The following is a 22,976-nucleotide window of genomic DNA, read 5'->3' on the forward strand; positions in this document are numbered from 1 at the left end:
GGGGCTGTTGTGGGGCGGCCTCGTCACTCCTCCTGCCGCCGGAAGGCCCAGCGGGCGGCCATGACGGTGAAGCTGGCGATGATGGCGACGATGATCAGGAAGCCGTGGGGATGTTCGGCCAGGGGGATGCCGCCGACGTTCATGCCCAGCAGGCCGGCGATCATGTTGATGGGCAGGGCCAGCACCGTGACCATGGTCAGCACATAGACGCTGCGGTTGGTCTCTTCGGTGACCCGGGCGACGATCTCTTCCTGCAGCAGCTTGATGCGCTCCTGCAGGGCGGCCATGTCGCCCAGCACGGCGGAGAACTCCTCGGTGGAATGGCGCAGGTCGTGCACGTCGTCGTCGGCGATCCAGGCCGGCGGCTGGTTGAGCAGGCGGAACAGGGCGCCGGGCTCCGGGGCGAGCAGGCGGCGCAGGCGCACCAGCACCCGGCGCAGGGTGCCCAGGCGGGCCCGGCTGTGCTGGATGCGGCCGGCCAGCAGGCCGTCCTCGACCTTGTCGGCGCGTTCGGTGGCGGCGCGGACGATCTGGGCCAGCACGTCGGCCTGGTCGCGCAGCAGGTGGGTCAGCAGGGCCACGCTGGAGTCGAAGGTCTCGCCGCCCTTCACCGCGGCGCGCAGCCGGTCGATGGCACGCAGGGGCTGCAGGCGGGCGCTGACCAGGGTGCGGGCATCCACCGAGATCCACTGGGTGGCGATCTGGGATGGCTCGAAATCGAAGTCGTAGAGCACGTCATTGACCACCGCGATCAGGGTGTCCTGGGTGTGCTCGATGCGGGTGGAGCGGGAGCCCTCGTGGAGGGCGTCCATGAAGGCCTCGGCGTTGTCCAGGTGCTCGCCCAGCCAGCGTTCGGTGGCGGCGTTGGCCAGGTTGAAGTGCAGCCAGGCGAAGGCCCCGCCGCTTGTGTCCTCGCCGCTCAGCCAGCGGGCCGCGGCGGCAGTGTCCAGGGGCTCGCCCCGGCCGCCCGGGTGAAACAGGAAGCCGGAGATCAGGCCGGAGCGGTCGGAACCATAGGAGGCGTCGGAGGGCAGCACGGCAGGTACGCGGAAACTCGGATCTGCGAGCCTGCCTGCGCCGGGTGACAGTGACGTGACGCCTGGATGAAGGCTGCGGTCATGGCATGGCCTTCTGCCTGCGTCACCGATCCGGCCCCGGCCTCAGGGATACAGGCCCCGCAGCTTGTGGGCCATCAGCACCCGCTCGCAGCCGAGCACGAAGGCGGCGGTACGCATCACGATGCCCTTGCTCCGGGCGGCTTCCCAGACGGCGGCAAAGGCCTCGCGCATGATCCGGTCGAGGCGGGCGTTGATCTCGTCCTCGGTCCAGAAGAAGGCGCTGATGTCCTGCACCCATTCAAAGTAGCTCACCGTCACCCCGCCGGCGTTGGCCAGCACGTCGGGGATCACGGTGATGCCGCGCTCCTGCAGGATCAGGTCGGCCTCCGGGGTCGTCGGGCCGTTGGCGCCCTCGACGATCAGGCGGGCGCGGATCAGCCCGGCGTTGGCGGCGGTGATCTGGTTCTCCATGGCGGCGGCCACCAGGATGTCGGCGTCGGTGGACCAGAAGCGCTCCGCGTCGATGGTTTCGGCTCCGGGGGCGCCGAGCAGGCTGCGCTGGGTCTGGCGCCAGGCCTTGACAGCCTGGAGGTCGAGCCCGGCCGGGTTGGCGATGGCGCCGGAGCCGTCCTGCAGGGCCACTACCCGGGCACCGGCCTCGGCGAACAGCCGCGCCGCCGCCTCGCCCACATTGCCGAAGCCCTGCACCGCCACCCGCGCCCCGGCGATCTCCAGGCCCAGGTGCCGGGCGGCCTCCACGGTGCTCACGAAGACGCCGCGGCCGGTGGCGTCCTTGCGCCCGAGGCTGCCCCCCAGGCTGACCGGCTTGCCGGTGACCACGCCCATGGCCGTGCGCCCCTCGTTCATGGAGTAGGTGTCCATGATCCAGGCCATGGTCTGTTCGTTGGTGTTGATGTCCGGGGCGGGGATGTCCTTGTCCTGGCCCAGCAGGATGTGGATCTCACTGGTGTAGCGGCGGGTCAGGCGCTCCAGCTCGGCCAGGGACAGCTGCTTCGGATCGACCCGCACGCCGCCCTTGGCGCCGCCGTAGGGCACATTGACCACGGCGTTCTTCACCGTCATCCAGGCCGACAGGGCCATCACCTCCGACAGGGTGACCTGGGGGTGGAAGCGGATGCCGCCCTTGCCGGGGCCGCGGGCCAGGTTGTGCTGCACCCGGTAGCCCTCGAAGTGGGCCATCTCGCCGTTGTCCAGGCGGATCGGTACGTTGACGATCAGCGCCCGCATGGGCCGGGTGAGGATGGGGGCGAGGGGGCGCAGCTCAGGCGCCAGGTGGGGCTCGACCCGATCGATCTGGACCAGAAAGGTCTCCCAGGGGCCCAGATGCTCGGGGGATAGGTAGGACGGGATGTGGGAGACGTTGTTCATTGTTGTTTCTCCTCGGGTTGGCCCTCGGTGGACGCCGGGACCGGGCCCCGGGTTCCATGACCGGCGCCGGCGCGGCTGCCTCCGTGGGGTCGAGTTCATTCGACCTGAGCACATTGCTCATCGGCATGCCGCTCACCACCGTCGGCGGTCGAATAGATTCGACCCCCACGGTCCTTCCGGTGGCTGTCATGCCGTGCCTGCAGGGGCCTGGTGCATGGGGCCCCTGCCGCCATTCCGCGCTCAGTCGGTGGCGCGTGCCGTGAGCCCGGCCAGGGGGTAGCCCCGTTCGAGCAGCCCGGCCCGCAGGGCGCGGGCGGTGGCCACGGCCTCGGGGCCGTCGCCGTGCACGCAGATGCTGCCGATGGGGGTGGGCAGGTGGGTGCCGTTCACCGAGATGATCGCCCCGGCTTCGAGCATGGCGAGCACATGGGCGAGGGAGGCGGCGGCGCCGTGGATCATGGCGCCGGGGTGGCTGCGGGGCACCAGGCTGCCGTCGTCCTGATAGGCCCGGTCGGCAAAGATCTCCTCCACCACCCGCAGCCCGGCCCGGCGGCCGGCGCTGGCCAGGGCCGAGCAGGCCGGGGCGAGCAGGATCAGGCCCGGGTCGAAGGCCCGGATGGCGGTGGCCACGGTGTCGGCCAGGGCGGCATCCACGCAGGCCATGTTGGACAGGGCGCCGTGGGGTTTGACGTGGGCCATGTCCAGCCCTTCGGAGCGGGCCATGCCGGCCAGGGCGGCCATCTGGTAGATCAGGATGGCTTCCAGTTCGGCCGGGGGCAGGTGCATGGGGCGCCGGCCGAAACCCTGCAGATCGGGGTAGGCCGGGTGGGCGCCGATGCTCACGCCGGCGGCCCTGGCCCGGCGCAGGGTGTCGCGCATCACCAGCGGATCGCCGGCATGAAAGCCGCAGGCGATGCTGGCGCTGTCGAGGCTCCCCAGGAGTTCGGCGTCGTGGCCCATCTGCCAGGCGCCGAAACTTTCGCCCAGGTCGGCGTTGAGGTTGAGGATGCGGGTCATGTGCCGGGTCTCGTCGAATCGGGCCAAAGGTGGGGATCGTCGCCACGCACCGCGGCGCCGGCCAGGTTGGCGGCCAGCAGCGTGGCTGTGTCGGGTTCGCCGCCCGCCGCGGCGGGCCGGGCGCCGGCCAGCCAGTCGCTCAGGCGGCGGGCCAGGGCCGCCCGGGCGGCGGCGGCTTCGTCGGCGTCCACGGCGCGGAAGCGGACCTCGTCACCAGCCTGCAGGTGGGCCAGGCGCGGCAGGTCGGCGCGGATCACGGTGGCAATCTTGGGGTAGCCGCCCACCGTCTGGCAATCGGCCAGCAGCAGGATGGGCTGCCCGTCGGCGGGCACCTGGATGGCGCCGGGGGTCACCCCGTCGGAGACGATGTCGGCGCCCAGCCGGCTGTGCTCGAGGCGCGGCCCGGCCAGGCGCAGGCCCATGCGGTCGCGCTGGCGGGTGAGCTGGAAAGCTTCGGTATAGAAGCGCTCGAGGGCGGCGGCGCTGAAGTGTTCGTCCTGGGGGCCGGGGATGACCCGGATCGGGCCGTCTTCATGGCTCAGGGCCAGGTTCTGTCGCTCGCTGCCGTGCCCGCGGGCGGTTTGGCAGGGCAGGGTGGTGGCCAGGTGGATCAGTCCGGCCCGGGCATAGGTGGAGCGGCTGCCGAGCAGGGGCGGGGTGAGCAGGCCGCCCTCGATGGCGATGTAGCCGACGCCCCGGGGGCTGCCCACCTGCAGCTGCTCGCCGGGCTGCAGGGTCAGCGTGGACCAGGCCGGCATGGCCCGGCGGGTGCCCGCGCTGCCCAGGTGCCGGGCGCCCATGGCCCCGGCCAGGGCGATGCGCACCGGCGCGTCGAGGGCCTCCAGAACGGGGCCGGCGAGCAGCACCTCGAGCCCGGCGCTGTCGGCCGGATTGCCCAGCAGGCCGTTGGCCGCAGCCAGGAAGATCGGGTCCAGGGCGCCGGACAGGGGCACGCCGATGTGCCGGTGGCCGTGGCGGCCGCCATCCTGGATGCTGACGCCGAGGCCGGGGGCGCGGATCGCCAGGCGGGCGCTCACGGTGCAGCCAGGGCGTCCGGCCCCACCGCCTGCCAGCGCACCCGGTCGCCCGGGGCGAACAGGGCCGGGCGCGCGGCCCGGGTGGCGTCGAAGAGGCTGACCGGGCTGCGCCCCACCAGGCGCCAGCCGCCGGGGCTGTCCCAGGGGTAGATGGCTCCCATGCGCCCGGCGATGGCCACGGAGCCGGCCGGCACCCGCGGCCGTGGCGTGGCCAGACGGGGCATCTCCAGGCTGGCGGGCAGGCCGCCGAGATAGGGAAAACCGGGCAGAAAGCCAAGCATGCAGACGGTGAATTCAGTGGCGGTGAGCTGCGCCACGACAGCCTCGCGGCTCAGCCCCCGGGCGCTTGCGACGGCCTCCAGGTCGGGGGCGAACTCGCCCTCGAAGCACACCGGGATGGTCCATTCACGCCCGCTGCCGGTGGCCTGCCGGCCTTCGCCGGCCAGGGCCTGCAGGCGGGCGGCGAGGTGGCGGGGCGGGCAGCGGTCGGGGTCGAAATGCACGGTGACCGAGCGGAAGGTGGGCACCCATTCGATCACCCCCGGCAGCGCGCCGGCGGCCTGCAGTTCGGCCAGCCCGGCGGCCAGGCCGAGCACCCGGGCCTGGGTGTCCGGGGTGAGCTGCGGGCCGAACTCCACCGTGAAGGCGGCATCGCCCAGGGCGAGCAGGCGGGGCTGTGGATGCACGGTGGCAGGCGGGGCCGCAGCCCCCGGCAAACCCGGGCTACTGCCCGATGGCGCCGAAGACCTTCTTGGCCAGTCCGCCGGCGGCGCCCACCGGATCCTTGCGGATGGCCTTTTCCTCTTCGGCGATCATCAGGAAGAGGCCGTCCAGGGCCTTGCGGGTCACGTAGTTCTCGATCTTCAGCTCGTCGCCCTTGGCCAGGCCGAACTGGTTGGCCTTGCTGGCGAGCTTGTTGTACTGGGCCGAGAGGGCCAGCTTGTCGGTGGCTTCCTTGACGGTGGGCAGGAAGGACTCGGCCAGCTGGGCGCCGGTCTTGTCCTTGAAGTAGCGGGTGGCAGCGTCGTCGCCACCGCCGAGGATCTTCCTGGCGTCCTCGACGCTCATCTTCTTCACCGCCTCCACCAGCAGCGGTTTGGCCTTGGGCACAGCCTGTTCGGCGGCCTTGTTCATGGTGCTCACCAGGGCGTCCAGGTCCTTGCCGCGGCCCATGGTGCGCAGCATGTCTTCCATGGGCGCCAGGCTGGAAGGCAGGCCGATCTTCACCTTCGGGTTGTTGAGGAAACCACCGTCAGTCCCCAGCTGTCCCACGGCTTTCTCGGCCCCCTGGACGAGGGCTTCCCGCAAACCACCGGAGGCATCCTTGTCGGTGAGGTCGGCAAGACCCAGGGCCCAGGCCTGACCACAGATGACAAGTAGCAGCAAAGCTCGCAGAATCCCACGCACGGCACACCTCTCTCTTCCGGTTAAAAACAATGTTTCTCAAGGCTATCACGCGCCTTCTGGGCGCAGTCGCCCTCCTTGCATTCCTTAACGCTTGCAGCCAGCCCGCGGCGCCGGATGTGCGCTACACCACGCTGGATGGCCAGAGCGCCCGCCTCGGCGCCCTTAAGGGCAAGGTGGTGCTGGTGAACTTCTGGGCCACCACCTGCACCACCTGCGTGGCCGAGATGCCCAGGCTGGTGGAAACCCACCGCAAGTTTGCCGCCAGGGGCTACGAGACCGTGGCCATCGCCATGAACTACGATCCGCCGGAATACGTGCGCAACTACGCCGCCCGCAGCGGCCTGCCCTTCACCGTGGCCCTCGACACCACCGGCGAGGCGGCCAAGGGCTTCGAGGAGGTGCGCCTCACCCCCACCACCTTCATCATCGATCGCCAGGGGCGCATCGTCCAGAAGTTCCTCGGCGAGCCGGACTTTCCCAAGCTCCACGCCCTCCTCGACAAGCTGCTGGCCGAGCCGGCATGAAGCGCCGCAACCTGATCCTGGCGCTGGCCGCGGCCGGCCTGGTGGCGGCGGCCGTGCTGTGGCCGCGGGGGCGTGAGGTGGAGGTGGTGAGCGTTACCCGGGCGGCCTTGACCCAGTCGGTGGTGGCCACCGGGCGCATTGCCACGCCGGCGCGTATCGTCATCGGCAGCCCGCTGGCCGCTACCGTGCTGGAGGTGACGGTGCGCGAGGGCGATCCCGTGCGCCCTGGGCAGCTCTTGGCCCGCCTGCGTGCCGACGACGCCGAGGCCCTGGTGAGTCAGGCTGCCGCGGCCCTGGCCGAGGCCGAGGCACGCTTTGTCCAGATAGAGAGCGTCGGCCGCCCCGTGGCTGCCCAGCAGCTCGCCCAGGCCGAGGCCAACCGCAAGGTGGCCTTGGCCGAGGCAGAGCGGGCACGCCAGCTTGTGGCCAAGGGCTTCTACGCCCAGTCGAAGGCCGACGATGCCCTGCGCAACGCCGCCAATGCCGCGTCCGCGGCCGATACGGCACGTGCCCAGCTGGCCGCCCAGCAGGCTGGCGGCAGCGAGCGCGAGGCCGCCCGTGCCCGGGTCGATCAGGCCCGCGCCCAGCTCGTCAATGCCCGTGCCCGTGCTGCCCAGCTCACCTTGACCGCCCCGGCTGCTGGAGTGGTGCTGACCCGCAAGGCCGAGCCCGGCGATGTGGCCACCGCCGGCAAGGTGCTGCTGGAGCTGGCCGAAGCCGGTGAGACCCGCGTCTACGCCACCGTAGACGAAAAGAATCTGAGTCTCCTCAAGCCCGGCCAGAAGGCCCGCGGCGTGGCTGACGCCTTTCCGGCCCAGCCCTTCGACGCCGAGCTCTACTACCTGGCGCCGGCGGTGGACCCCCAGCGCGGCACCGTCGAGACCCGCTTCCGGGTGCCGGCTGCCCCGCCCTTCCTGCGCCCCGACATGACCGTCTCCGTCGAGACCATCACCGGCCACCGGGATGCCACCCTGGTGCTGCCCGCCGAGGCGGTGCGCGACCCGGACAGCGGCAAGCCCTGGGTGCTGGTGGCCCGGGACGGCATCGCCACCCGCGCCGAGGTCGGCCTCGGCCTGAGCGGCATCGGCCGCGTCGAGATCCTCACCGGCCTGGCCGAGGGTGACCAGGTGCTGCTGCCCGCCGGTGGCGCCCTGGAAGGCGACCGGCTGCGCATCCGCGAAGCCCGCAAGCCCAAGGTGTCGGGCGTGCAGGTGCCCCAGGGCATGACCCGCTGATGGCCGCCCCGGCTGGCCGGCGGAGCACGCTGGGATGAAGTTCCGGCTCCCCTTCGCGCCCCTCGTGGCCCTGCGCTTCCTGCGCGAGGGGCGCATGCAGACCCTGCTGATTCTCGCCGGCACTACCGGCGGCGTGGCGGTGATCGTCTTCCTCACCCAGCTCATCACCCAGCTCCAGGCCCAGATCGTGGACCGGGTGCTGGGCAGCCAGGCTCATGTGGTGATCCGCCCGGCCGAGGAGGTCAACCGGCGCGCCATCGATGATGCCGGCTTTGCCTCCATCATCGAGCCCCGCGCCCAGCGTCTGCGCTCCATCGACCAGTGGGAGAACATCGCCCGGCTGGCTGCCGACATGCCGGGGGTCACCGCCGTGTCGCCGGTGGTCACCGGCCCGGCCTTCGCCGTGCGCGGCCAGGCCAGCAAGTCGGTGGCCCTGATGGGGGTGGACGCCGAACGCTACCGGCGCATCGTGCGCATGGAGGAATACATGGTGGCCGGCCGCTTTGCCGTGGACGGCACCCGGGCGGTGATCGGCTCCGAGCTGGCCAAGGACCTGGGCATCCGCATGGACGACAAGCTGCGGGTGGCCTTGCCCAATGGCCGTGACGAGCTGCTGCAGGTGGGCGGCATCTTCGACATCGGCAACAAGGATCTCAACCGCCGCTGGATCTTCGTGACCCTGCCCCTGGCCCAGAGCCTGCTCGACCTGCCCGGCGGCGTGTCCAACCTGGACCTCACCGTGGCCGACATCTTCGAGGCCCAGCCGGTGGCCGACCGCCTGCGCGGCGCCACCAGCCTGACCGTGGAGAGCTGGATGCAGACCAACGCCCAGCTGCTGGCGGCCCTGCGCAATCAGTCCGTGTCCAACAACCTGATCCGCAGCTTCGTGGTCATCATCGTGGCCCTGGGCATCGCCAGCGTGCTGGTGGTCAGCGTGGTGCAGAAGCAGAAGGAGATCGGCATCCTGCGTGCCATGGGGGCCAGCCGCAGCATGATCCTGCAGGTCTTCCTGATCCAGGGCGCGGTGGTGGGGGCGGTGGGCTCGGTGCTGGGTAGCGCCCTGGCCTTCACCCTGCTCAACGTCTTCTCGGCCATCTACCGCAACGCCGACGGCCAGCCGCTGTTTGCGGCCGAGCTGGAGCCGCGTTTCATCGTGATGGCGGCGGTGGTGGCAACGTTCGTTGGCTTGTTGTCAGCGCTCATTCCCGCGCGCCGGGCGGCGCGCATGGACCCGGTGCAGGCGATCCGCTCGTGAGTACGCCCGTCATCGCGCCCGTCATCGAACTCGCCGGCCTCACCAAGGCCTACAACCTGGGCACGCCGGTGGAGACCGAGGTGCTGCACGGCATCGACCTGAGCCTGGCCGAGGGCGAGTTTGCCGCGCTGATCGGCCCCTCGGGCTCGGGCAAGAGCACCCTGCTCAACATCATCGGCCTGCTGGAGCGCCCCACCGGCGGGCGCCTGTCCATCGGTGGGCGCGACACCGCCAGCCTGTCCGAAGCCGAGATCACCCAGCTGCGGGGGCGCAGCATCGGCTTCGTGTTCCAGTTCCACCACCTCCTGCCGGCCTTCACCGCCCTTGAAAATGTGATGATGCCCACCATCATCGCCCGGGGCCGTGCCGACGATGAGGCCGAGGCCACGGCCCTGGAGCTGCTTGACGCGGTCGGCCTCAAGGCCCACGCCCTCAAGAAGCCGGCGGCGTTGTCCGGCGGCCAGCAGCAGCGCGTCGCCATTGCCCGCGCCCTGGCCTTGCGCCCGCGCCTGATCCTGGCCGACGAGCCCACCGGCAACCTGGACACCCACACCGCCGACGACATTTTTGCCCTGCTGCGGGAGTTCAACCGCCAGAGCAACTGCGCCTGCCTCATCGTCACCCACGATCCGCGCCTGGCCGCCCGTTGCGATCGCATCGTGCGCCTGGTGGATGGGCACATCGCCGACGACAGCCCGGCCTCGGCCTGAGGCCCGATGACGTGCCCGCCCTGCCGCTCCCTGCGCTGACCCGGGCTGCCTGAAGGCAGAAAGTGGCCTTTCCGCAGAGCCTGCCCGTCGGCCATAATCACGCCCACGCTCGCAACCCACCTTACGTTTTCTCGATTCCATGAAGGCCAGGACCACCCTTTACGAACTGCTCGGGCTTGGCCCTGACGCCACCGAGGCCGAGATCCGCGCCGCGCATCTGCTGCTGGTCGAGCGCTACCAGTCGGGCACGCACGGCCTGCCGCCGGTGGATGCGGACAACCGCATCAAGGCCATCAAGGAGGCTTACTGGATTCTCTCCGAGCCCGGCCGGCGTGCCGCCTACGACGCCAGCTTGATCCAGGCCAAGGCTTCATCGCCGCTCCCGCTGGCAGATGGCGGCCTGCCCTTGAAGGTGGAGATCAGTGACGTCAAATGGACACCCGGCCGCATCATGCTGACCATCATCGGCGGCTTGATGATCGTCGGTATGGTCATCCAGATATTTTTCTCCCTGTTCGCCTTCAAGCAGGCCGGGCGGGCGGCCAGCGGCGAGATGGCCGCCGAGGCCCAGGAGCGGGTGATGGCTGCTGAACGGCGTCAGATGTACGGCAACATGAGTGACGCGGAGATCGCCGAGCAGGAGAGCCGGGAGCGTCAGGAACGGGCCGACTCCGCCAGCCGCTACGAGCAGGAGCGCCAGGAGCGGGCCCGCCGGGACGAGGAGCGTCGGCGTGAGGAGGCTTTGCGCGAGCGCACCTACTACGCCGACCGGGTGTCCTCCGACCTGGAGCGTGCCGAGCATGCCGCCCGCCAGCAGGCCGAGCGCGAGAAACGCCAGAAGGAAGAGGCCGAGCGCCGTGTCGAGATGGAAGAGCAGCGGCGCGTGCAGGAGCGCCTGTCCCGGGAGCGCGCGCGCTGGCAGCAGGAGCTGCGCAACTGAGGGGTTGCGCTGGCTGCACATGGTGCCGGCAGTTTTGTGGGTTTGTGGGGGAAGGATCTGCCGTTCGGCCTGATTTCGGCCCCGCTTTCCGGGATAATCCGGCATGAACTCGACCTTGCCCCCGCTGCCGGACGCTGATTCCGGCCAGGCTTCAGACGCCGCCTTCATTCCGCCTCCTGCCGCCGTCGTGGCGGCGCCCTTCGATCAGCTGCCCCTGCCGGCCCCGGTCATCGCCAACCTGGCCCGCCTCGGCTACCACAGCATGACGCCGATCCAGGCCGCGAGCCTGCCGGTTGCCCTGGCCGGGCACGACCTGATTGCCCAGGCCAAGACCGGCAGTGGCAAGACGGCTGCTTTCGCCCTGGCCCTGCTCGACCGCCTCAACCCGCGCAGCTTCGCCGTGCAGGCCCTGGTGCTGTGTCCGACCCGCGAATTGGCCGAGCAGGTCACCCAGGAGATCCGTCGCCTGGCCCGGGCCGAGGAGAACATCAAGATTCTCAGCCTGTGCGGTGGCACGCCGATCCGCCCGCAGGCAGACAGCCTGGAGCACGGTGCCCACATCGTGGTGGGCACGCCGGGGCGCCTGATGGACCACCTCTCCCGCGGCAGCCTCAAGCTCGACGCCCTCCTCACCCTGGTGCTGGACGAGGCCGACCGCATGCTCGACATGGGCTTCTTCGACGACATCGCCTACGTCGCCAAGGCCTGCCCGAAGACGCGCCAGACCCTGCTGTTTTCGGCCACCTATCCGGAGGGCGTGGTGCGCCTGGCGCGCCAGTTCATGCGTCAGCCCCAGGAGATCTCCCTGCCCGAGCAGCACGCCGCCGAGACTATCCGCCAGCGTTTCTACGAAATCACGCCAGAGCAGCGCCTCCACGCGGTGGGCCTGCTGCTGCGCCATTACCGCCCGGAGAGCACCCTGGCCTTCTGCAACACCAAGCAGCAGTGTCGCGACCTGATCGACGTGCTGCACGCTGAAGGCTTCCATGTGCTGGCCCTCCACGGCGAGCTCGACCAGCGTGATCGGGACCAGGTGCTGGTGCAGTTTGCCAACCGCAGCTGCTCGGTGCTGGTGGCCACCGACGTGGCCGCCCGCGGCCTCGACATTGCTCGCCTGGAGGCGGTGATCAACGTGGACGTGACCCCCGACCCGGAAGTGCACGTGCACCGCATCGGCCGCACCGGCCGGGCCGGCGAGGAAGGCTGGGCCCTGAGCCTGGCCAGCCCCAACGAGATGAACCGGGTGAACAACCTGGCCCGGGCCCATGGTTTCGAGCCGGAGTGGGAGTCCATCGACGCCCTCCAGGCCGAAGACCAGACGCCCCTGGTGCCACCCATGGTGACCCTGCAGATCCTCGGCGGGCGCAAAGAGAAGATCCGCCCGGGCGACGTGCTCGGCGCCCTCACCGGCGAGGCCGGCTTTGCCGCCAGTCAGATCGGCAAGATCAACGTGAACGAGCAATCCACCTACGTGGCTGTCGAGCGCAGCATTGCCCGCAAGGCCCTGAAGCGGCTGGGTGACGGCAAGATCAAGGGCAAGAAGGTCCGCGTCCGCCTGCTCGACGAGTAAACTGGCGCGTCCGCTGCAACGACCGATCAACCGCCCTGTACGGGGTCTCCATCATGGCCGACAACGCCCACCGCTTTCCGGATGCCGATGTGGCAGCCATCTACCGCGTGATCGCCGAACGGCGTGACATGCGCCACTTTCGCCCGGATCCGGTCGATCCGGACCTGCTGGCGCGGCTCCTGTGGGCCGCCCACCACGCCCCCAGCGTGGGCTACATGCAGCCCTGGCGCTTCATCCGCATCACCGACCGGGGCCTGCGGGAGCGCATGCATGCGCTGGTCGAGGTGGAGCGCTGTGCCACCGCCCGGGCCTTGGGCGAGCGCGAAGAGGATTTCATGCGTCTCAAGGTGGAAGGCCTGCTGGAGGCCGGTGAGGTGATCGTGGTGGCCCTGGCCGACGGGCGCGAGAAGCACGTCTTCGGCCGCCGCACCCTGCCCGAGATGGACCTGGCCTCGGTGGCCTGTGCCATCCAGAACATGTGGCTGGCGGCGCGGGCCGAGGGCATCGGCCTGGGCTGGGTGTCGATCTTCGACCCGGCGGCCCTGGCCGAGCTGCTGGGCATGCCGGCGGGGGCCAGGCCGGTGGCCATCCTGTGCATCGGCCATGTGGAGGCCTTCTACCCCCGTCCGATGCTGGAGATCCACCAGTGGGCCGAGCGCATGCCCCTGGATACCGTGGTCTTCGAGAACGGCTGGCAGGCGCCCGCGGTTTCTGCCGACGCGGGGTGATTCAGGTGCCGGTGTTGCCGGCCAGCCGGCCCGGCGGGGTGGCCAGGCCGTCGGCCCCGATGGGCAGCAGCTTCTGCAGGGCCTGGATGTAGCGTTGCAGGGCGGCCAGGCCGGTGGGCGTCATGCTGTAGCGGGTTTGGGCCCGGCCGGGCCCTTCGCTGCGTTGCAGGCTCACGTAGTCGGCGGCGATGAGCTTCTTCAGATGTGACTCCAGGTTGCCGTCGGACACCTCCAGGCTGCGCTTGAGTTCAGAAAAGCTGGCCTCACCTGCGCCTGCCAGAAAGGCGGCGAGCTGGGTGCGCAGGGGCTGGTGCAGGAGGGGATCGAGGGCTTCCATGGGCTGCTGGCCCGCCGGAGCGGGCACCGAATGTCTATTTCAGGTTGAATTCTGCCCGCATCGAGCCCGGATTGCGCCCGTCCTGTTCGCCGGGGACGCGGATTTCGAAGTTTCCACCCACAACCTCGTTGCCAGCTTTCCAGTTCTTGCCGTCCAGGCTGGCCCACTGCTTGTAGGTGTAGACGTCCTGGCGGGTGCGCACGGTGAGGGTGCTGCGGGCTTCCCCGTCGAGCAGGCTGCCGTGAATACGCGCCTCGATCGGCAGGGGGGCGCCCGCCGGGTAGAGCAGGATGTAGGGTTGGCCGGCGGGGGCTTGTTCGCCAAAGCGGACAACGGGCAGGCGGGCCAGCTCATCGGCGCCCGGTTTGCCGAAACTGGCGCAGCCCGCCAGGGCGAGGGTGGCAAGGGTGGCCGCAGAAAGACGCAGGATCACGGTAGGACTCCTTAGGGACGTGGGAAAACGGGACTACTGACGGGCGTTGCCGCCGTGGAAATCCACCACCAGGGCGGATTCGACCTGCGGCCCGTGGGCCGGATCGAGACTGGCGCGCATCCACGGAATGGAGATCCAGTGGGTTTCCCGGGCCAGCCGCCAGGGGCCGCCGGGGGCGCGCACGTCGCCGGTGGGTTGGCCATCGCGCAGCAGGACCTCCAGGGGCTGGTCGAGGGTCAGGGGCAGGATGGCATCGGCACTTGGGCGGAAGAGGTCGCCCGACACCTCGACCCGCACCGGCACGCGGGTGCCGGCCGGCAGGCTGACGATGCGGGTGCCCGCCAGATCGGTGCCGGCAAGGAAGGCCTCCAGGGGCGTGACCGGCACCTCGGGCGGCTGCAGTGCAGAGGCGTAGCGGTGGCCGGCGAAGGGGGCGGCCAGCACCAGCACCGTCCAACCGGCGGCCTGGGCCAGGCGCAGGGTGAAGGGGCGCGCACGGCCATGGTCCAGGAGGCCCGACAGCATCGGCAGGCCCAGCCCGAATACCGAGGCGGCGATCCACTTCATGGTCTCGAATGGCAGGCGCGCCGCCAACCCGGCGACCCCGATGGCGATGATGATGCCTCCGGCCCATTCCAGCACTTCTTCCGAGAACAGGCCGTGCACATACAGGGCCAGACCGATCAGTACCAGCCAGACGGTGCACAGCATGTAGGCGCCGCCGAAGAAGAAGGTGGCGAAGGTGAATAGTGTGCCGATGCCCATCAGCAACCACAGCAGCTTGACTACCTGGCGATGGATGAAGGACCAGGTTTCGTCCCGGGCCGCCTTGACCCGGCCTGTCAGGTGCCAGTCGGCCCAGCCGGCGCTCCCCAACACTAGGGCGATCCAGGCCAGCCATATCAGGGCTCGCTGGGTGGTGTCGGGGATCTGTTCGGCGGTGAAGACGGCATCGCTGGACAGAAACAGCCCTGCACCGGCGAGACCCCACAGCACCAGGCTGTGGCGCTCCATGCGCAGGTTGCGCTGGCCGCGCACTAGCATGGACTGGATGGTGTCGAGCTGGCGTGAGATGGGGTCGGCCATGATCGGGAATTCCGCATGAATTAACTCTGTAGTTCAGAGTTATAAGCTCTGAATTGCAGAGTGTCAACGATCGGGTGATCCGCCGAACGGTCTGGCGGTGTCGCGGCGAGCCGCTACAATGCCGCCTCCCTTTCTTCAGCACGGATCGTCTCCCGCCATGTGGTTCCGCAATCTCCAGATCTACCGTCTCCCCGAAAACTGGGGGCTGACCGTCGAAACCCTCAACGAAAAGCTCGCAGCCCGGCCCTTTGCACCCTGTGGCAGTCAGGACATGGCGAGCCGGGGCTGGAGTTCGCCGACCAAGGATGATCGCTTCGTGCTGGCCGTAGGCGGGCACTACCTGGTGGCGCTGATGGTGGAGCAGAAGCTGCTGCCCTCGTCGGTGGTCAATGAAGTGGCGGCCGACAAGGCCGAGCAGATCGAGGCCCAACAGGGCTTCAAGCCCGGCCGCAAGCAGATGAAGGAGATCAAGGAGGCGGTGCTGCAGGAGTTGCTGCCCCGGGCCTTCACCCGGCGCCGCAAGGTGTACAGCTGGATCGACCCGAAGGGCGGCTGGCTGGTGATCGACGCAGCCAGCCCGGCCCGTGCCGAGGAAGTGCTGGATGCCCTGCGTGACACCCTGGACGAACTCCCGGTGAAGATGGTCAAGACCCAGCTTTCGCCAGTATCGGTGATGACCGACTGGTTGGCGGCCAACCAGGCCAGCGGCAACTTCACCATCGACCTGGACTGCGAGCTGCGCGCGGTTACCGACGAGAAGGCCGCCGTGCGTTATGTGCGCCACGCCCTCGATGGCAAGGACGTGCAGGACCACCTGGCTGCCGGCAAGCTGCCGACGCGTCTGGCGATGACCTTCGACGACCGTATCTCGATCATCCTGACCGAAAAAATGGAGATCAAGCGGGTGGCCTTCCTCGACGTGATCAAGGAAGAAGCCGAACGTCAGGCCGACGCCGCCGACATGCAGATGGAAGCCGATTTCGCCCTGATGAGCGGCGAGCTGTCGCGCCTGATCCCGGCATTGCTGGAAGTGTTGGGCGGCGAGGTGAAGGACGCGGTGATCTGAACGGGCGCAGGCTTGACCCCACGGGTACTCCGGTACCCGTAAGGGGGCAGTACATCTGCCAGCCTTGCCTCCCCCTAGGGCAGGAACACCGGATCGGACAGCACCAGGGTGCCGTCGGCGCGCATCATCAGGTTGCGGGGGTTGAGGATGTCCGGCTGCACGGGGTATTCCTCAATGAAGTCAGACAGGGCGGCGACGGCCTGGACCAGGCTCGCAGGCAGGTCGGGCGGCGGTTCGCGGCTGATGTGGTAGAGGGCCAGGCGGCCGCGGTTGACGCCCATGTTGGCCCATTTCTCGCAGCCCTCCCAATAGGCCCGGGAGAGCCGCTGGGCGAGCGCTTCGGCTTCACCCGAAACGGGCAGCAGATGTTCGATCTCGAGCAGGCGGAAGGAGTAGCCAGAGCTGGCCTTGCCAATGATGCCGTGGTCGTGGAACAGGCGCGGAAAGTGGATGCCGGTGGGGCGGTCGTCGGCGGCCAGGTAGAAGTAGTCGGCCGGTGAGCTGACGATCTTGAAGACTCGCTGGCCGTCGCCAGGCGTGAGGACGATGGAGGATTCCCCCCGCCCGAGTTCGGGCAGGCCGTCGAGCAGGGGGTGGGCCGGCACTGGATCAGGCAGGCTGATGCCGGCCTGCCCGGTTCCGGCTGTAGGGGGGATCATGGCGAACCCGAGGATTTACCCGATGATGTTGTATCCGGCATCGACGAAGTGCACGCCACCGGACATGTTGCGGCCGGCGTCGGAGACCAGGAAGGCGGTCAGTGCGCCGATGTCTTCCGGGGTCACCAGGCGGTGCAGCGGGGAACGATCCACTGCCGCCGCCATCAGGCCGTCAAAGCCGGCAATGCCGGAGGCGGCACGGGTCATCAGCGGGCCCGGGGAGATGGCATTGACGCGGATGTTCTTGGGGCCCAGTTCGAAAGCCATGTAGCGGGTGGCGGCTTCGAGCGCGGCCTTGCACAGGCCCATCACGCCGTAGTTGGCGATGACCTTTTCGCTGCCCAGGTAGGTCATGGTGATCAGCGAGCCGCCACCGGCCTTTTCGAACAGGGGCTCGGCCTTGCGGGCCAGGCGCACGAAGGAGTGGGTGGACACGTCCATGGCCAGGGCGAAGCCGTCGGCGGAGGTGTCGACCACGCGGCCGTGCAGGTCGTCGCGCTTGGCGAAGGCCATGGAGTGGATGGCGAAGTCGAGCTTGCCGTACTTGGTGTCGATCTTGGCGAAGACCTCGTCCATGGTCTCGGGCTTGGTCACGTCGAGCAGCAGCACGTCTTCGACACCCAGGCGGCTGACGATGGGCTCCAGGAAGGCGAGGGTCTTCTCGTTCTGGTAGGTGATGACGACTTTTGCGCCAGCCTCGATGCAGGCCTCGGCAACGCCGGTGGAGATGGACTTTTCATTGGCAATGCCGGTGATCAGGCCGACCTTGCCTTCGAGATTGATGATGGGTTTCATGGCTGGACTCCGTTGGAACGAGAAAAATTACCGCACTGCAGCAATCGCTGACCTTAGAATAGTCTAACGTGACTGTTACATAGTCATTTTTCGATTAACGGCAAGTTTCCGCCTTTTCTCAGTGCTCTTGTTGCGATGCATCAAAAAACGGCCGAAAACACGCCTCCGGTGGCTCTCTCCCCGGTCTATGTCTTCCTGGATTTCGACGGGGTGACCCATCCGTGGGGTGAGGCGGAGGACTTCCGCTGCCTGCCCATGCTGGAGTCCGTGCTGCGGGAGTACCCGGAGACGAGGGTCATCATCTCTTCAGACTGGCGCACCTTGTTTTCCCTTCAGAAGCTGTCGGCGCGCTTTTCGGAAGATCTCCGCCCACGGGTGATCGACTGCTCGCCCACCATTTTTCCGCGTACGCCCAACGAGCTTTACGGCCTGCGTGAGCGGGAGGCCCGGCAGTGGCTGGAGCGTCGAGCGCCCACAGCCGAGTGGCTGGCCGTGGATGATGCCCCCGGCAACTGGCCGACCCGCGCCCGGCTGGTGCTGACGGATTTCAAGCAGGGCTTCACCGACGAGGATGCGGGCCGCATGCGGCGCCTGCTTGAGGCTTTTCGCAGCGGGGAGTTCAAGGCGCCGGAGGCGGCAGTCTGACGGGTCAAGCGGAACGGGCGTTCCGGCGGCGGCCACGCTGACCGGAGGGCCCGTGGGGTCGAGTGAATTCGACCCCACAAGGGGCGTGGTGCCAGCTTTCGTGGCTTGAGCGCGACCTTAGAACAGCCGCGTCAGTGGTGATTCTTCCATCAAGGCCACTTGCTCCCGCAGGGACAGGATCATGTCCTGCCAGTAGCGCGGGCTGTCGAACCAGCTGAAGGCGGCCGGAAAGGCCGGGTCGTCCCAGCGGGTGGCGATCCAGCCGGCGTAGTGGATCAGGCGCAGGGTGCGCAGGGCCTCCACCAGGTGCAGGCTGCGCGGATCGAAATCGGCGAACTGCTCGTAGCCTTCCAGCACGCTGTCGAGCTGCCGGGCCATGGCCTGGGCGTCGCCGGAGAGGAGCATCCACAGGTCCTGAACGGCCGGGCCGCAGCGGGCGTCATCGAAGTCGACGAAATGGGGGCCCGCATCGGTCCACAGCACGTTGCCTCCGTGTACATCGCCGTGCAGGCGGATCTGCGGTAGGGGGCCGGCACGCTCGAAGCAGCGGCGCACCCCGTCGAGGGCCTGCTCCACCACCGACAGCCAGGTGTCGCGCAGTTCGGGTGGCAGGAAGGGGGAGGCCAGCAGGGTGTCCCGCGGGGCTTCGCCGAAGCTGCGGATGTCCAGCGTCGGGCGGTGGCTGAAGGGCTGGATGGCACCCACGGCGTGGATGCGTCCGAGGAAGCGCCCCAGCCAGCCCAGCACTTCCGGGCTGTCGAGTTCTGGGGCCCGCCCGCCCCGGCGCGGGAAGAGGGCGATGCGGAAGCCTTCGTGGTGGTGCAGGGTGCGACTGCCGATCTCGATGGCCGCCACTGCCGGGATCTCCGCGTTGGCCAGTTCGGTCAGGAAGGCGTGTTCCTCGAGAATGGCCGCGTCGCTCCACCGCCCGGGGCGGTAGAACTTGGCGATCAGCGGGGCCGCGTCTTCGATGCCCACCTGGTAGACCCGGTTTTCATAACTGTTGAGGGTCAGCAGGCGGCCATCGCAGCGGAGGCCGGAGGCCTCCACTGCGCTGAGGATGAAGTCGGGGGTGAGCGGCCCGAAGGGGGCCGTCACTGGGAGTTGCCTTCACGTACGTAAGGTTCGTGGAGCTGCACAGGCGTGACCTTGGCGGCCTGGCGGCTGCGCATGCGCAGGTTGAGCATCTCGACCATCACGGAGAAGGCCATGGCCGAGTAGATGTAGCCCTTGGGCACGTGGTGGCCGAAGGCGTCGGCGATGAGCACCACACCGATCACCAGCAGGAAGGACAGGGCCAGCATCTTGACGGTGGGGTGTCGGGAGACGAACTCGCCGATCGGCGCGGAGGCCACCATCATCAGGCCCACCGAGGCGACCACTGCGGCGATCATCACCTGCAGGTTGTTGACCATGCCGATGGCGGTGATGATCGAGTCCAGCGAGAAGACGATGTCGATGAGGATGATCTGCACGATCACTGCGCTGAAGGTGGCCTTGACGGCGCTGGAGGCTTCGCCTTCCTCGCCTTCCATCAGCTGATGCACTTCCTGGGTGCTCTTCCAGACGAGGAAGAGGCCCCCGGCGAGCAGGATCAGGTCGCGTCCGGAGAAGCCGTGGCCGAGCAGGGTGAGCATGGGTTCGGTGAGGCCAGCCAGCCAGGAGAGGATCATGAGCAGGCCGATGCGCATGAACATGGCCAGGAAGAGGCCTAGGCGGCGGGCGAAGGCGCGCTGTTCGGGCGGGAGCTTGTCCACCAGGATGGAGATGAAGATCACGTTGTCGATCCCCAGCACCAGTTCGAGCGCGGTGAGGGTGAAGAAGGCGATCAGCAGTTGTGGGTCGGTCAGGAATTCCATGGTCGGGTATGCGGTTGTTGCGGGGACGCAGGCCACGGGGATGGACTGCGCTGCGCATGGTCGCACGAAATCGTGTCCGCGGCGTGCAGGGTGGCGCCGGGGCCAGGGTTGCGGGCGGGCCCAGGAGAAGAACGTAAAGCGTCGTGGAGACGGGCCTCAATGCCGGCGGGCATGCTCCTGCATCCACACCTGCATGTGGGCGGCGGGCATGGGGCGGGCAATGCCGTGGCCCTGGACCTGGTGGCAGCCGAGCTTGAGCAGGGCCTGGCAGTGGCGGGGGGTTTCCACGCCTTCGGCAATGACCTCCCGGTGAAAGGCTGCAGCCAGGCTGATCACCCCCTGTACGGTGGCCAGATCGTCGTCGTCGTCGAGCATGTTGTGGATGAAGGAACGGTCGATCTTGATACTGCGCACGGGCAGGCTGCGCAGGCTGTTGACCGCACCGAAGCCGATGCCGAAGTCGTCGATGGCGAAGCTCACACCGAGGCGGTTGCACTCGGCCATGATGGCGGCGATGCGCTGCAGGTCGCCAAGGGTGGTGGTTTCCAGCACTTCCAGCTGGAGCAGGCCGGCGTCTACCTGAGGGTGGGCGTCGAGCACGGCCTTTAGGTGCGGCACGAAGCCCGGGTGGGCCAGGTGGCGCGCCGAGATATTGACGCTCATGGGGGTGGCAAAGCCGGCCTGGCACCAACTGTCCAGTTGGGCAACGGCGGTGGCCAGCACCCAGTTGCCCAGCTCGATCTCGAAGCGGGATTCGCTGACCATGGGCAGGAATTCACCCGGCATGCGCAGGCCGAGCTGTGGATGCTTCCAGCGGATCAGGGCTTCGACACCGGTCAGGTGATTGGAGCGGGTGTCCAGCTTGGGCTGGTAGTGGAGCTCCAGCTCTCCGCCGTAGAGGGCCGATTCGACCCGGGTCTGGGCGTCCCGGTGGGCGCGCAGGGCGCGGTCGCGCTCGGGGTTGAAGAGGTGGAAGCAGTTGCGGCCGGCCTGTTTGGCCAGGTACATGGCCCGGTCGGCGTGGCTGAGCAGGGTGTCGGGGTCGGAGCCGTCGAGGGGGCACAGGGTCACGCCGACGCTGGCGGTCACGCGCAGTTCGAGGCTGTCGATGACGACCGGTTCGGCAATGCTGGCGAGCAGGCGGGCAAACACTTGTTCGCATTCGTCGCTGTGCTCAAGGCCGTTGTAGATCAGTGCGAATTCATCGCCGCCCAGGCGGGCCACGGTGTCACCGGCCCGGGTCGAGGCCTGCAGGCGGCGGGCGATCTCCACCAGCAGCAAGTCGCCCACGTCATGGCCCAGCCGGTCATTGACGGGCTTGAAACCGTCCAGGTCCAGATAGGCCACGGCGGCCAGGGTGTTGTTGCGTTCGGCCTGGGCGAGGGCCATCTGCATGCGGTCGGCCAGCAGGCTGCGGTTGGGCAGCTGGGTGAGAACGTCGTGGTAGGCCAGGTGCTCCAGGTGGCGCTGGCTCTCCTTGAGATCGGTGATGTCGGTGAACAGGCCCACGTAGTGGGTGGTCTGGCCAGCTTCGTTGCGTACGGCGGAGATGTTGCCGAGCTGGGCGTAGAGCTCGCCGCTCTTCTTGCGGTTCCAGGTTTCGCCCTGCCAGGTGCCGGTGCTGCGCAGTTCCGTCCACATCTGCTCGTAGAAGGCCGGTTCATGCACGCCTGAGCGCAGGATGCGGGTGTTCTGGCCGATGACGTCCTCGCGGGCGTAGCCGGTGAGGACGCAGAAGCTGTCATTGACCTCCAGGATGCGGGAGTGGGGGTCGGTGATGATGATGCCCTCGTGGGCGTGGCGGAACACGCTGGCGGTCAGGCGCAGGTAGTCCTCGGCGGCGACCCGGGCGGTGACGTCATTGAGGGTGCCTGAGGTGCCGATGACTTCGCCGGCCTCGTTGAGCTGGGCGCGGATGAAGATGTCCATCCAGCGGTAGCTGCCGTCGTGACACCGCAGGCGCAGGGTGGCGCTGCAGTGGGGCAGGGTGCGGGCAATGATGGGCTTGAAGGCGCGGTACTTGTGGGGCCGGTCGTCGGGATGAAGGAAGTCGCCGAAGCTGCGGCCGAGGGATTCCTCCACGCTGAAACCGCTGATTTCGGTCCAGGCCGGGTTGAGCAGCTCCCAGTGGCCCAGGGTGTCCGTCTGGAAGATCACCTCGCGCACATTGTCGAAAACCTGCTGGTAGCGGTTCTGGCTCTCCTGCAGGGCCGCGGCGGTTTCGCGGGCGAGGGTGATGTCGGCGATGCTGCCGACCATGCGCAGGGGCTGACCATGTTCGTCCAGTTCCACCACGTCGCCCCGGTCGCGCACCCACAGGTAGTGGCCATCGGCGTGGCGGATGCGGTACTCGCAGCAGAAAGCGCCACCACCGCACAGGCAGGTGTCGATGATCCGTGACAGGCGGGCCCGGTCGTCCGGATGCACCAGGGTCAGGGAGGTCGTGGCCGGATGCGCCAGGTAACGCTCGTCGAGGCCGAGCATTTCGCACCAGCGCGGGTTGTGGCTGACCTGGTCGGAGAGCAGGTCACGGTCCCATACGCCTTCGCCGATGGTGGCCAGCACGTAGGCCAGCGGGGTCTTGTCGTGGCGGGCGCTGGCCTCCTGACGCATCCGCTCGCTGATGTTGCAGGCGAAGCCGAGGGTGCCGAGGATGCGTCCGTCGGCGCTGCGCACGGGAGCCTTGTAGGTCTCGAACCAGGCGGGTATGCCTTTGTCGATGATCTCCTCGATCATCGTGCGGGGGCGTCCGCTGTCCATCACGTCAGCGTCCTGGGCCCGGTACAGCTCGGCTTGCTCCCGTGGCCACAGGTCCAGGTCGGTCTTGCCGAGCACAGACTGGGGGGCGCTGTGGCCACAGGATTCGGCGAAGCTCTGGTTGACCAGCAGGAAGCGCCCCTGGCGATCTTTCATCCATAGCAGCAGGGGCAGGCCGTTGATCAGGGTTTCGGCGCCAGGGGCTTCCGGAAGCGCGGTGTCGGCGGTTTCCAGGTCGAGGGCGGAAAGCGGGGTTTCACCGGGCAGGCCAGCCTGCCAGGCTTTTACCAGAGCTGCAGCGCTGAGGATCTTCTGGCCGTTGCCGGCCTCGCCCACGGGGATGGCACTCAGGCCACGGGTGAGCAGGCAGGAAAGTGCGTCGAACAGGGTGCACTCCGGCGCCAGGTGGCGTCCTGCGTGGCGGGGGGCGTCTGTCGGGTTAGGCTTGTGTTCCATCCTGGTCTGATCC

Annotated in this window: 23 protein-coding genes; 9 read left to right on the plus strand and 14 right to left on the minus strand. The window is 68.6% G+C overall.

The window, feature by feature from the left end; all coding sequences use genetic code 11:
- Positions 1 to 23: 23 nt before the first annotated feature.
- The 6 genes from PHI64_RS04460 to PHI64_RS04485 all read right to left on the minus strand — a co-directional run bounded on the left by PHI64_RS04460 (position 24) and on the right by PHI64_RS04485 (position 5,887).
- The gene (locus tag PHI64_RS04460) at positions 24 to 1,037 is read right to left on the minus strand and encodes a transporter (RefSeq protein WP_299879208.1); all 1,014 of its coding nucleotides are present in this window, start codon (positions 1,035 to 1,037) and stop codon (positions 24 to 26) included.
- Positions 1,038 to 1,160: 123 nt separating this feature from the next.
- On the minus strand, positions 1,161 to 2,447 hold the full coding sequence (locus PHI64_RS04465; protein ID WP_299879211.1) for a Glu/Leu/Phe/Val dehydrogenase: 1,287 nt from the start codon (positions 2,445 to 2,447) through the stop codon (positions 1,161 to 1,163).
- 240 nt (positions 2,448 to 2,687) lie between these two features.
- On the minus strand, positions 2,688 to 3,464 hold the full coding sequence (locus PHI64_RS04470) for a LamB/YcsF family protein (protein ID WP_299879214.1): 777 nt from the start codon (positions 3,462 to 3,464) through the stop codon (positions 2,688 to 2,690).
- Entirely contained in the window at positions 3,461 to 4,501 is a 1,041-nt protein-coding gene (locus PHI64_RS04475; protein WP_299879217.1) for a biotin-dependent carboxyltransferase family protein, read from the minus strand. The genes PHI64_RS04470 and PHI64_RS04475 overlap by 4 nt, the downstream gene beginning before the upstream one ends.
- Positions 4,498 to 5,187, minus strand: coding sequence for a 5-oxoprolinase subunit PxpB (gene pxpB, locus PHI64_RS04480; RefSeq protein WP_299879219.1), 690 nt, complete (start codon positions 5,185 to 5,187; stop codon positions 4,498 to 4,500). The genes PHI64_RS04475 and pxpB overlap by 4 nt, the downstream gene beginning before the upstream one ends.
- 37 nt (positions 5,188 to 5,224) lie before the next feature.
- Positions 5,225 to 5,887: a DUF4197 domain-containing protein gene (locus PHI64_RS04485; RefSeq protein ID WP_299879222.1), complete on the minus strand. Its 663-nt coding sequence runs from the start codon at positions 5,885 to 5,887 to the stop codon at positions 5,225 to 5,227.
- Between the two features lie 50 nt (positions 5,888 to 5,937).
- On the opposite strand from PHI64_RS04485, the gene PHI64_RS04490 reads away from it, so the two are divergent.
- The 7 genes from PHI64_RS04490 to bluB all read left to right on the plus strand — a co-directional run bounded on the left by PHI64_RS04490 (position 5,938) and on the right by bluB (position 12,870).
- Complete coding sequence (locus PHI64_RS04490) at positions 5,938 to 6,432, plus strand: peroxiredoxin (protein WP_299879225.1); 495 nt, start codon at positions 5,938 to 5,940, stop codon at positions 6,430 to 6,432.
- Positions 6,429 to 7,667, plus strand: a complete 1,239-nt coding sequence (locus tag PHI64_RS04495) for an efflux RND transporter periplasmic adaptor subunit (RefSeq protein ID WP_299879228.1) — start codon at positions 6,429 to 6,431, stop codon at positions 7,665 to 7,667. Before PHI64_RS04490 ends, PHI64_RS04495 begins: the two co-directional genes overlap by 4 nt.
- A 34-nt stretch (positions 7,668 to 7,701) precedes the next feature.
- On the plus strand, positions 7,702 to 8,922 hold the full coding sequence (locus PHI64_RS04500; protein WP_299879231.1) for an ABC transporter permease: 1,221 nt from the start codon (positions 7,702 to 7,704) through the stop codon (positions 8,920 to 8,922).
- The gene (locus tag PHI64_RS04505) at positions 8,919 to 9,632 is read left to right on the plus strand and encodes an ABC transporter ATP-binding protein (protein ID WP_299879234.1); all 714 of its coding nucleotides are present in this window, start codon (positions 8,919 to 8,921) and stop codon (positions 9,630 to 9,632) included. The genes PHI64_RS04500 and PHI64_RS04505 overlap by 4 nt, the downstream gene beginning before the upstream one ends.
- 139 nt (positions 9,633 to 9,771) lie before the next feature.
- Positions 9,772 to 10,572, plus strand: coding sequence for a DnaJ domain-containing protein (locus PHI64_RS04510; protein ID WP_299879237.1), 801 nt, complete (start codon positions 9,772 to 9,774; stop codon positions 10,570 to 10,572).
- A 103-nt stretch (positions 10,573 to 10,675) separates the two neighbouring features.
- The gene (gene dbpA / locus PHI64_RS04515) at positions 10,676 to 12,142 is read left to right on the plus strand and encodes an ATP-dependent RNA helicase DbpA (RefSeq protein ID WP_299879240.1); all 1,467 of its coding nucleotides are present in this window, start codon (positions 10,676 to 10,678) and stop codon (positions 12,140 to 12,142) included.
- Positions 12,143 to 12,195: 53 nt separating this feature from the next.
- Positions 12,196 to 12,870, plus strand: a complete 675-nt coding sequence (bluB, locus tag PHI64_RS04520; RefSeq protein ID WP_299879243.1) for a 5,6-dimethylbenzimidazole synthase — start codon at positions 12,196 to 12,198, stop codon at positions 12,868 to 12,870.
- A 1-nt stretch (position 12,871) separates the two neighbouring features.
- On the opposite strand, the gene PHI64_RS04525 is transcribed toward bluB, so the two are convergent.
- Genes PHI64_RS04525 through PHI64_RS04535 form a run of 3 tightly spaced genes read right to left on the minus strand, consistent with a single transcriptional unit; the run spans position 12,872 to position 14,726 of the window.
- Positions 12,872 to 13,207 (minus strand): transcriptional regulator, encoded by a 336-nt coding sequence (locus PHI64_RS04525; protein WP_299879249.1) that lies wholly within the window; start codon positions 13,205 to 13,207, stop codon positions 12,872 to 12,874.
- A 34-nt stretch (positions 13,208 to 13,241) separates the two neighbouring features.
- Positions 13,242 to 13,640, minus strand: a complete 399-nt coding sequence (locus tag PHI64_RS04530; RefSeq protein WP_299879252.1) for a hypothetical protein — start codon at positions 13,638 to 13,640, stop codon at positions 13,242 to 13,244.
- Positions 13,641 to 13,673: 33 nt separating this feature from the next.
- The gene (locus tag PHI64_RS04535) at positions 13,674 to 14,726 is read right to left on the minus strand and encodes a hypothetical protein (RefSeq protein WP_299879255.1); all 1,053 of its coding nucleotides are present in this window, start codon (positions 14,724 to 14,726) and stop codon (positions 13,674 to 13,676) included.
- A gap of 157 nt (positions 14,727 to 14,883) precedes the next feature.
- On the opposite strand from PHI64_RS04535, the gene PHI64_RS04540 reads away from it, so the two are divergent.
- Positions 14,884 to 15,792, plus strand: coding sequence for a recombination-associated protein RdgC (locus PHI64_RS04540; protein WP_299879258.1), 909 nt, complete (start codon positions 14,884 to 14,886; stop codon positions 15,790 to 15,792).
- Between the two features lie 74 nt (positions 15,793 to 15,866).
- Here PHI64_RS04540 and PHI64_RS04545 read toward each other — a convergent pair whose 3' ends face one another.
- Positions 15,867 to 16,451 (minus strand): hypothetical protein, encoded by a 585-nt coding sequence (locus PHI64_RS04545; RefSeq protein WP_299879261.1) that lies wholly within the window; start codon positions 16,449 to 16,451, stop codon positions 15,867 to 15,869.
- Between the two features lie 15 nt (positions 16,452 to 16,466).
- Positions 16,467 to 17,246 carry an enoyl-ACP reductase FabI gene (gene fabI, locus PHI64_RS04550; RefSeq protein ID WP_299879264.1) on the minus strand — a complete coding sequence of 260 codons (780 nt, stop codon included), beginning with the start codon at positions 17,244 to 17,246 and terminating at the stop codon, positions 16,467 to 16,469.
- Between the two features lie 168 nt (positions 17,247 to 17,414).
- Between fabI and PHI64_RS04555 the strand changes: the two genes are divergently transcribed.
- Positions 17,415 to 17,891 (plus strand): HAD domain-containing protein, encoded by a 477-nt coding sequence (locus tag PHI64_RS04555; protein WP_299879267.1) that lies wholly within the window; start codon positions 17,415 to 17,417, stop codon positions 17,889 to 17,891.
- A gap of 117 nt (positions 17,892 to 18,008) precedes the next feature.
- Here the strand turns inward: PHI64_RS04555 and PHI64_RS04560 are convergent, their stop codons facing one another.
- The 3 genes from PHI64_RS04560 to PHI64_RS04570 form a co-directional block, all read right to left on the minus strand.
- Complete coding sequence (locus PHI64_RS04560) at positions 18,009 to 18,989, minus strand: serine/threonine protein kinase (protein ID WP_299879271.1); 981 nt, start codon at positions 18,987 to 18,989, stop codon at positions 18,009 to 18,011.
- The gene (locus PHI64_RS04565) at positions 18,986 to 19,750 is read right to left on the minus strand and encodes a TerC family protein (RefSeq protein WP_299879274.1); all 765 of its coding nucleotides are present in this window, start codon (positions 19,748 to 19,750) and stop codon (positions 18,986 to 18,988) included. Before PHI64_RS04565 ends, PHI64_RS04560 begins: the two co-directional genes overlap by 4 nt.
- 156 nt (positions 19,751 to 19,906) lie before the next feature.
- Positions 19,907 to 22,963, minus strand: a complete 3,057-nt coding sequence (locus tag PHI64_RS04570; RefSeq protein ID WP_299879277.1) for an EAL domain-containing protein — start codon at positions 22,961 to 22,963, stop codon at positions 19,907 to 19,909.
- Between the last annotated feature and the right edge of the window lie 13 nt (positions 22,964 to 22,976).

This window comes from Zoogloea sp. (assembly GCF_028689785.1).
Taxonomy (GTDB): domain Bacteria; phylum Pseudomonadota; class Gammaproteobacteria; order Burkholderiales; family Rhodocyclaceae; genus Zoogloea.

Coding starts and splice junctions, on each gene's coding strand:
- PHI64_RS04465 (WP_299879211.1), bottom strand. CDS start 2,447: ATGAACAACGTCTCCCACATCCCGTCCTACCTATCCCCCGAGCATCTG.
- PHI64_RS04470 (WP_299879214.1), bottom strand. CDS start 3,464: ATGACCCGCATCCTCAACCTCAACGCCGACCTGGGCGAAAGTTTCGGC.
- PHI64_RS04490 (WP_299879225.1), top strand. CDS start 5,938: ATGTTTCTCAAGGCTATCACGCGCCTTCTGGGCGCAGTCGCCCTCCTT.
- PHI64_RS04495 (WP_299879228.1), top strand. CDS start 6,429: ATGAAGCGCCGCAACCTGATCCTGGCGCTGGCCGCGGCCGGCCTGGTG.
- PHI64_RS04500 (WP_299879231.1), top strand. CDS start 7,702: ATGAAGTTCCGGCTCCCCTTCGCGCCCCTCGTGGCCCTGCGCTTCCTG.
- PHI64_RS04510 (WP_299879237.1), top strand. CDS start 9,772: ATGAAGGCCAGGACCACCCTTTACGAACTGCTCGGGCTTGGCCCTGAC.
- dbpA (WP_299879240.1), top strand. CDS start 10,676: ATGAACTCGACCTTGCCCCCGCTGCCGGACGCTGATTCCGGCCAGGCT.
- bluB (WP_299879243.1), top strand. CDS start 12,196: ATGGCCGACAACGCCCACCGCTTTCCGGATGCCGATGTGGCAGCCATC.
- PHI64_RS04525 (WP_299879249.1), bottom strand. CDS start 13,207: ATGGAAGCCCTCGATCCCCTCCTGCACCAGCCCCTGCGCACCCAGCTC.
- PHI64_RS04535 (WP_299879255.1), bottom strand. CDS start 14,726: ATGGCCGACCCCATCTCACGCCAGCTCGACACCATCCAGTCCATGCTA.
- PHI64_RS04540 (WP_299879258.1), top strand. CDS start 14,884: ATGTGGTTCCGCAATCTCCAGATCTACCGTCTCCCCGAAAACTGGGGG.
- PHI64_RS04545 (WP_299879261.1), bottom strand. CDS start 16,451: ATGATCCCCCCTACAGCCGGAACCGGGCAGGCCGGCATCAGCCTGCCT.
- fabI (WP_299879264.1), bottom strand. CDS start 17,246: ATGAAACCCATCATCAATCTCGAAGGCAAGGTCGGCCTGATCACCGGC.
- PHI64_RS04565 (WP_299879274.1), bottom strand. CDS start 19,750: ATGGAATTCCTGACCGACCCACAACTGCTGATCGCCTTCTTCACCCTC.
- PHI64_RS04570 (WP_299879277.1), bottom strand. CDS start 22,963: ATGGAACACAAGCCTAACCCGACAGACGCCCCCCGCCACGCAGGACGC.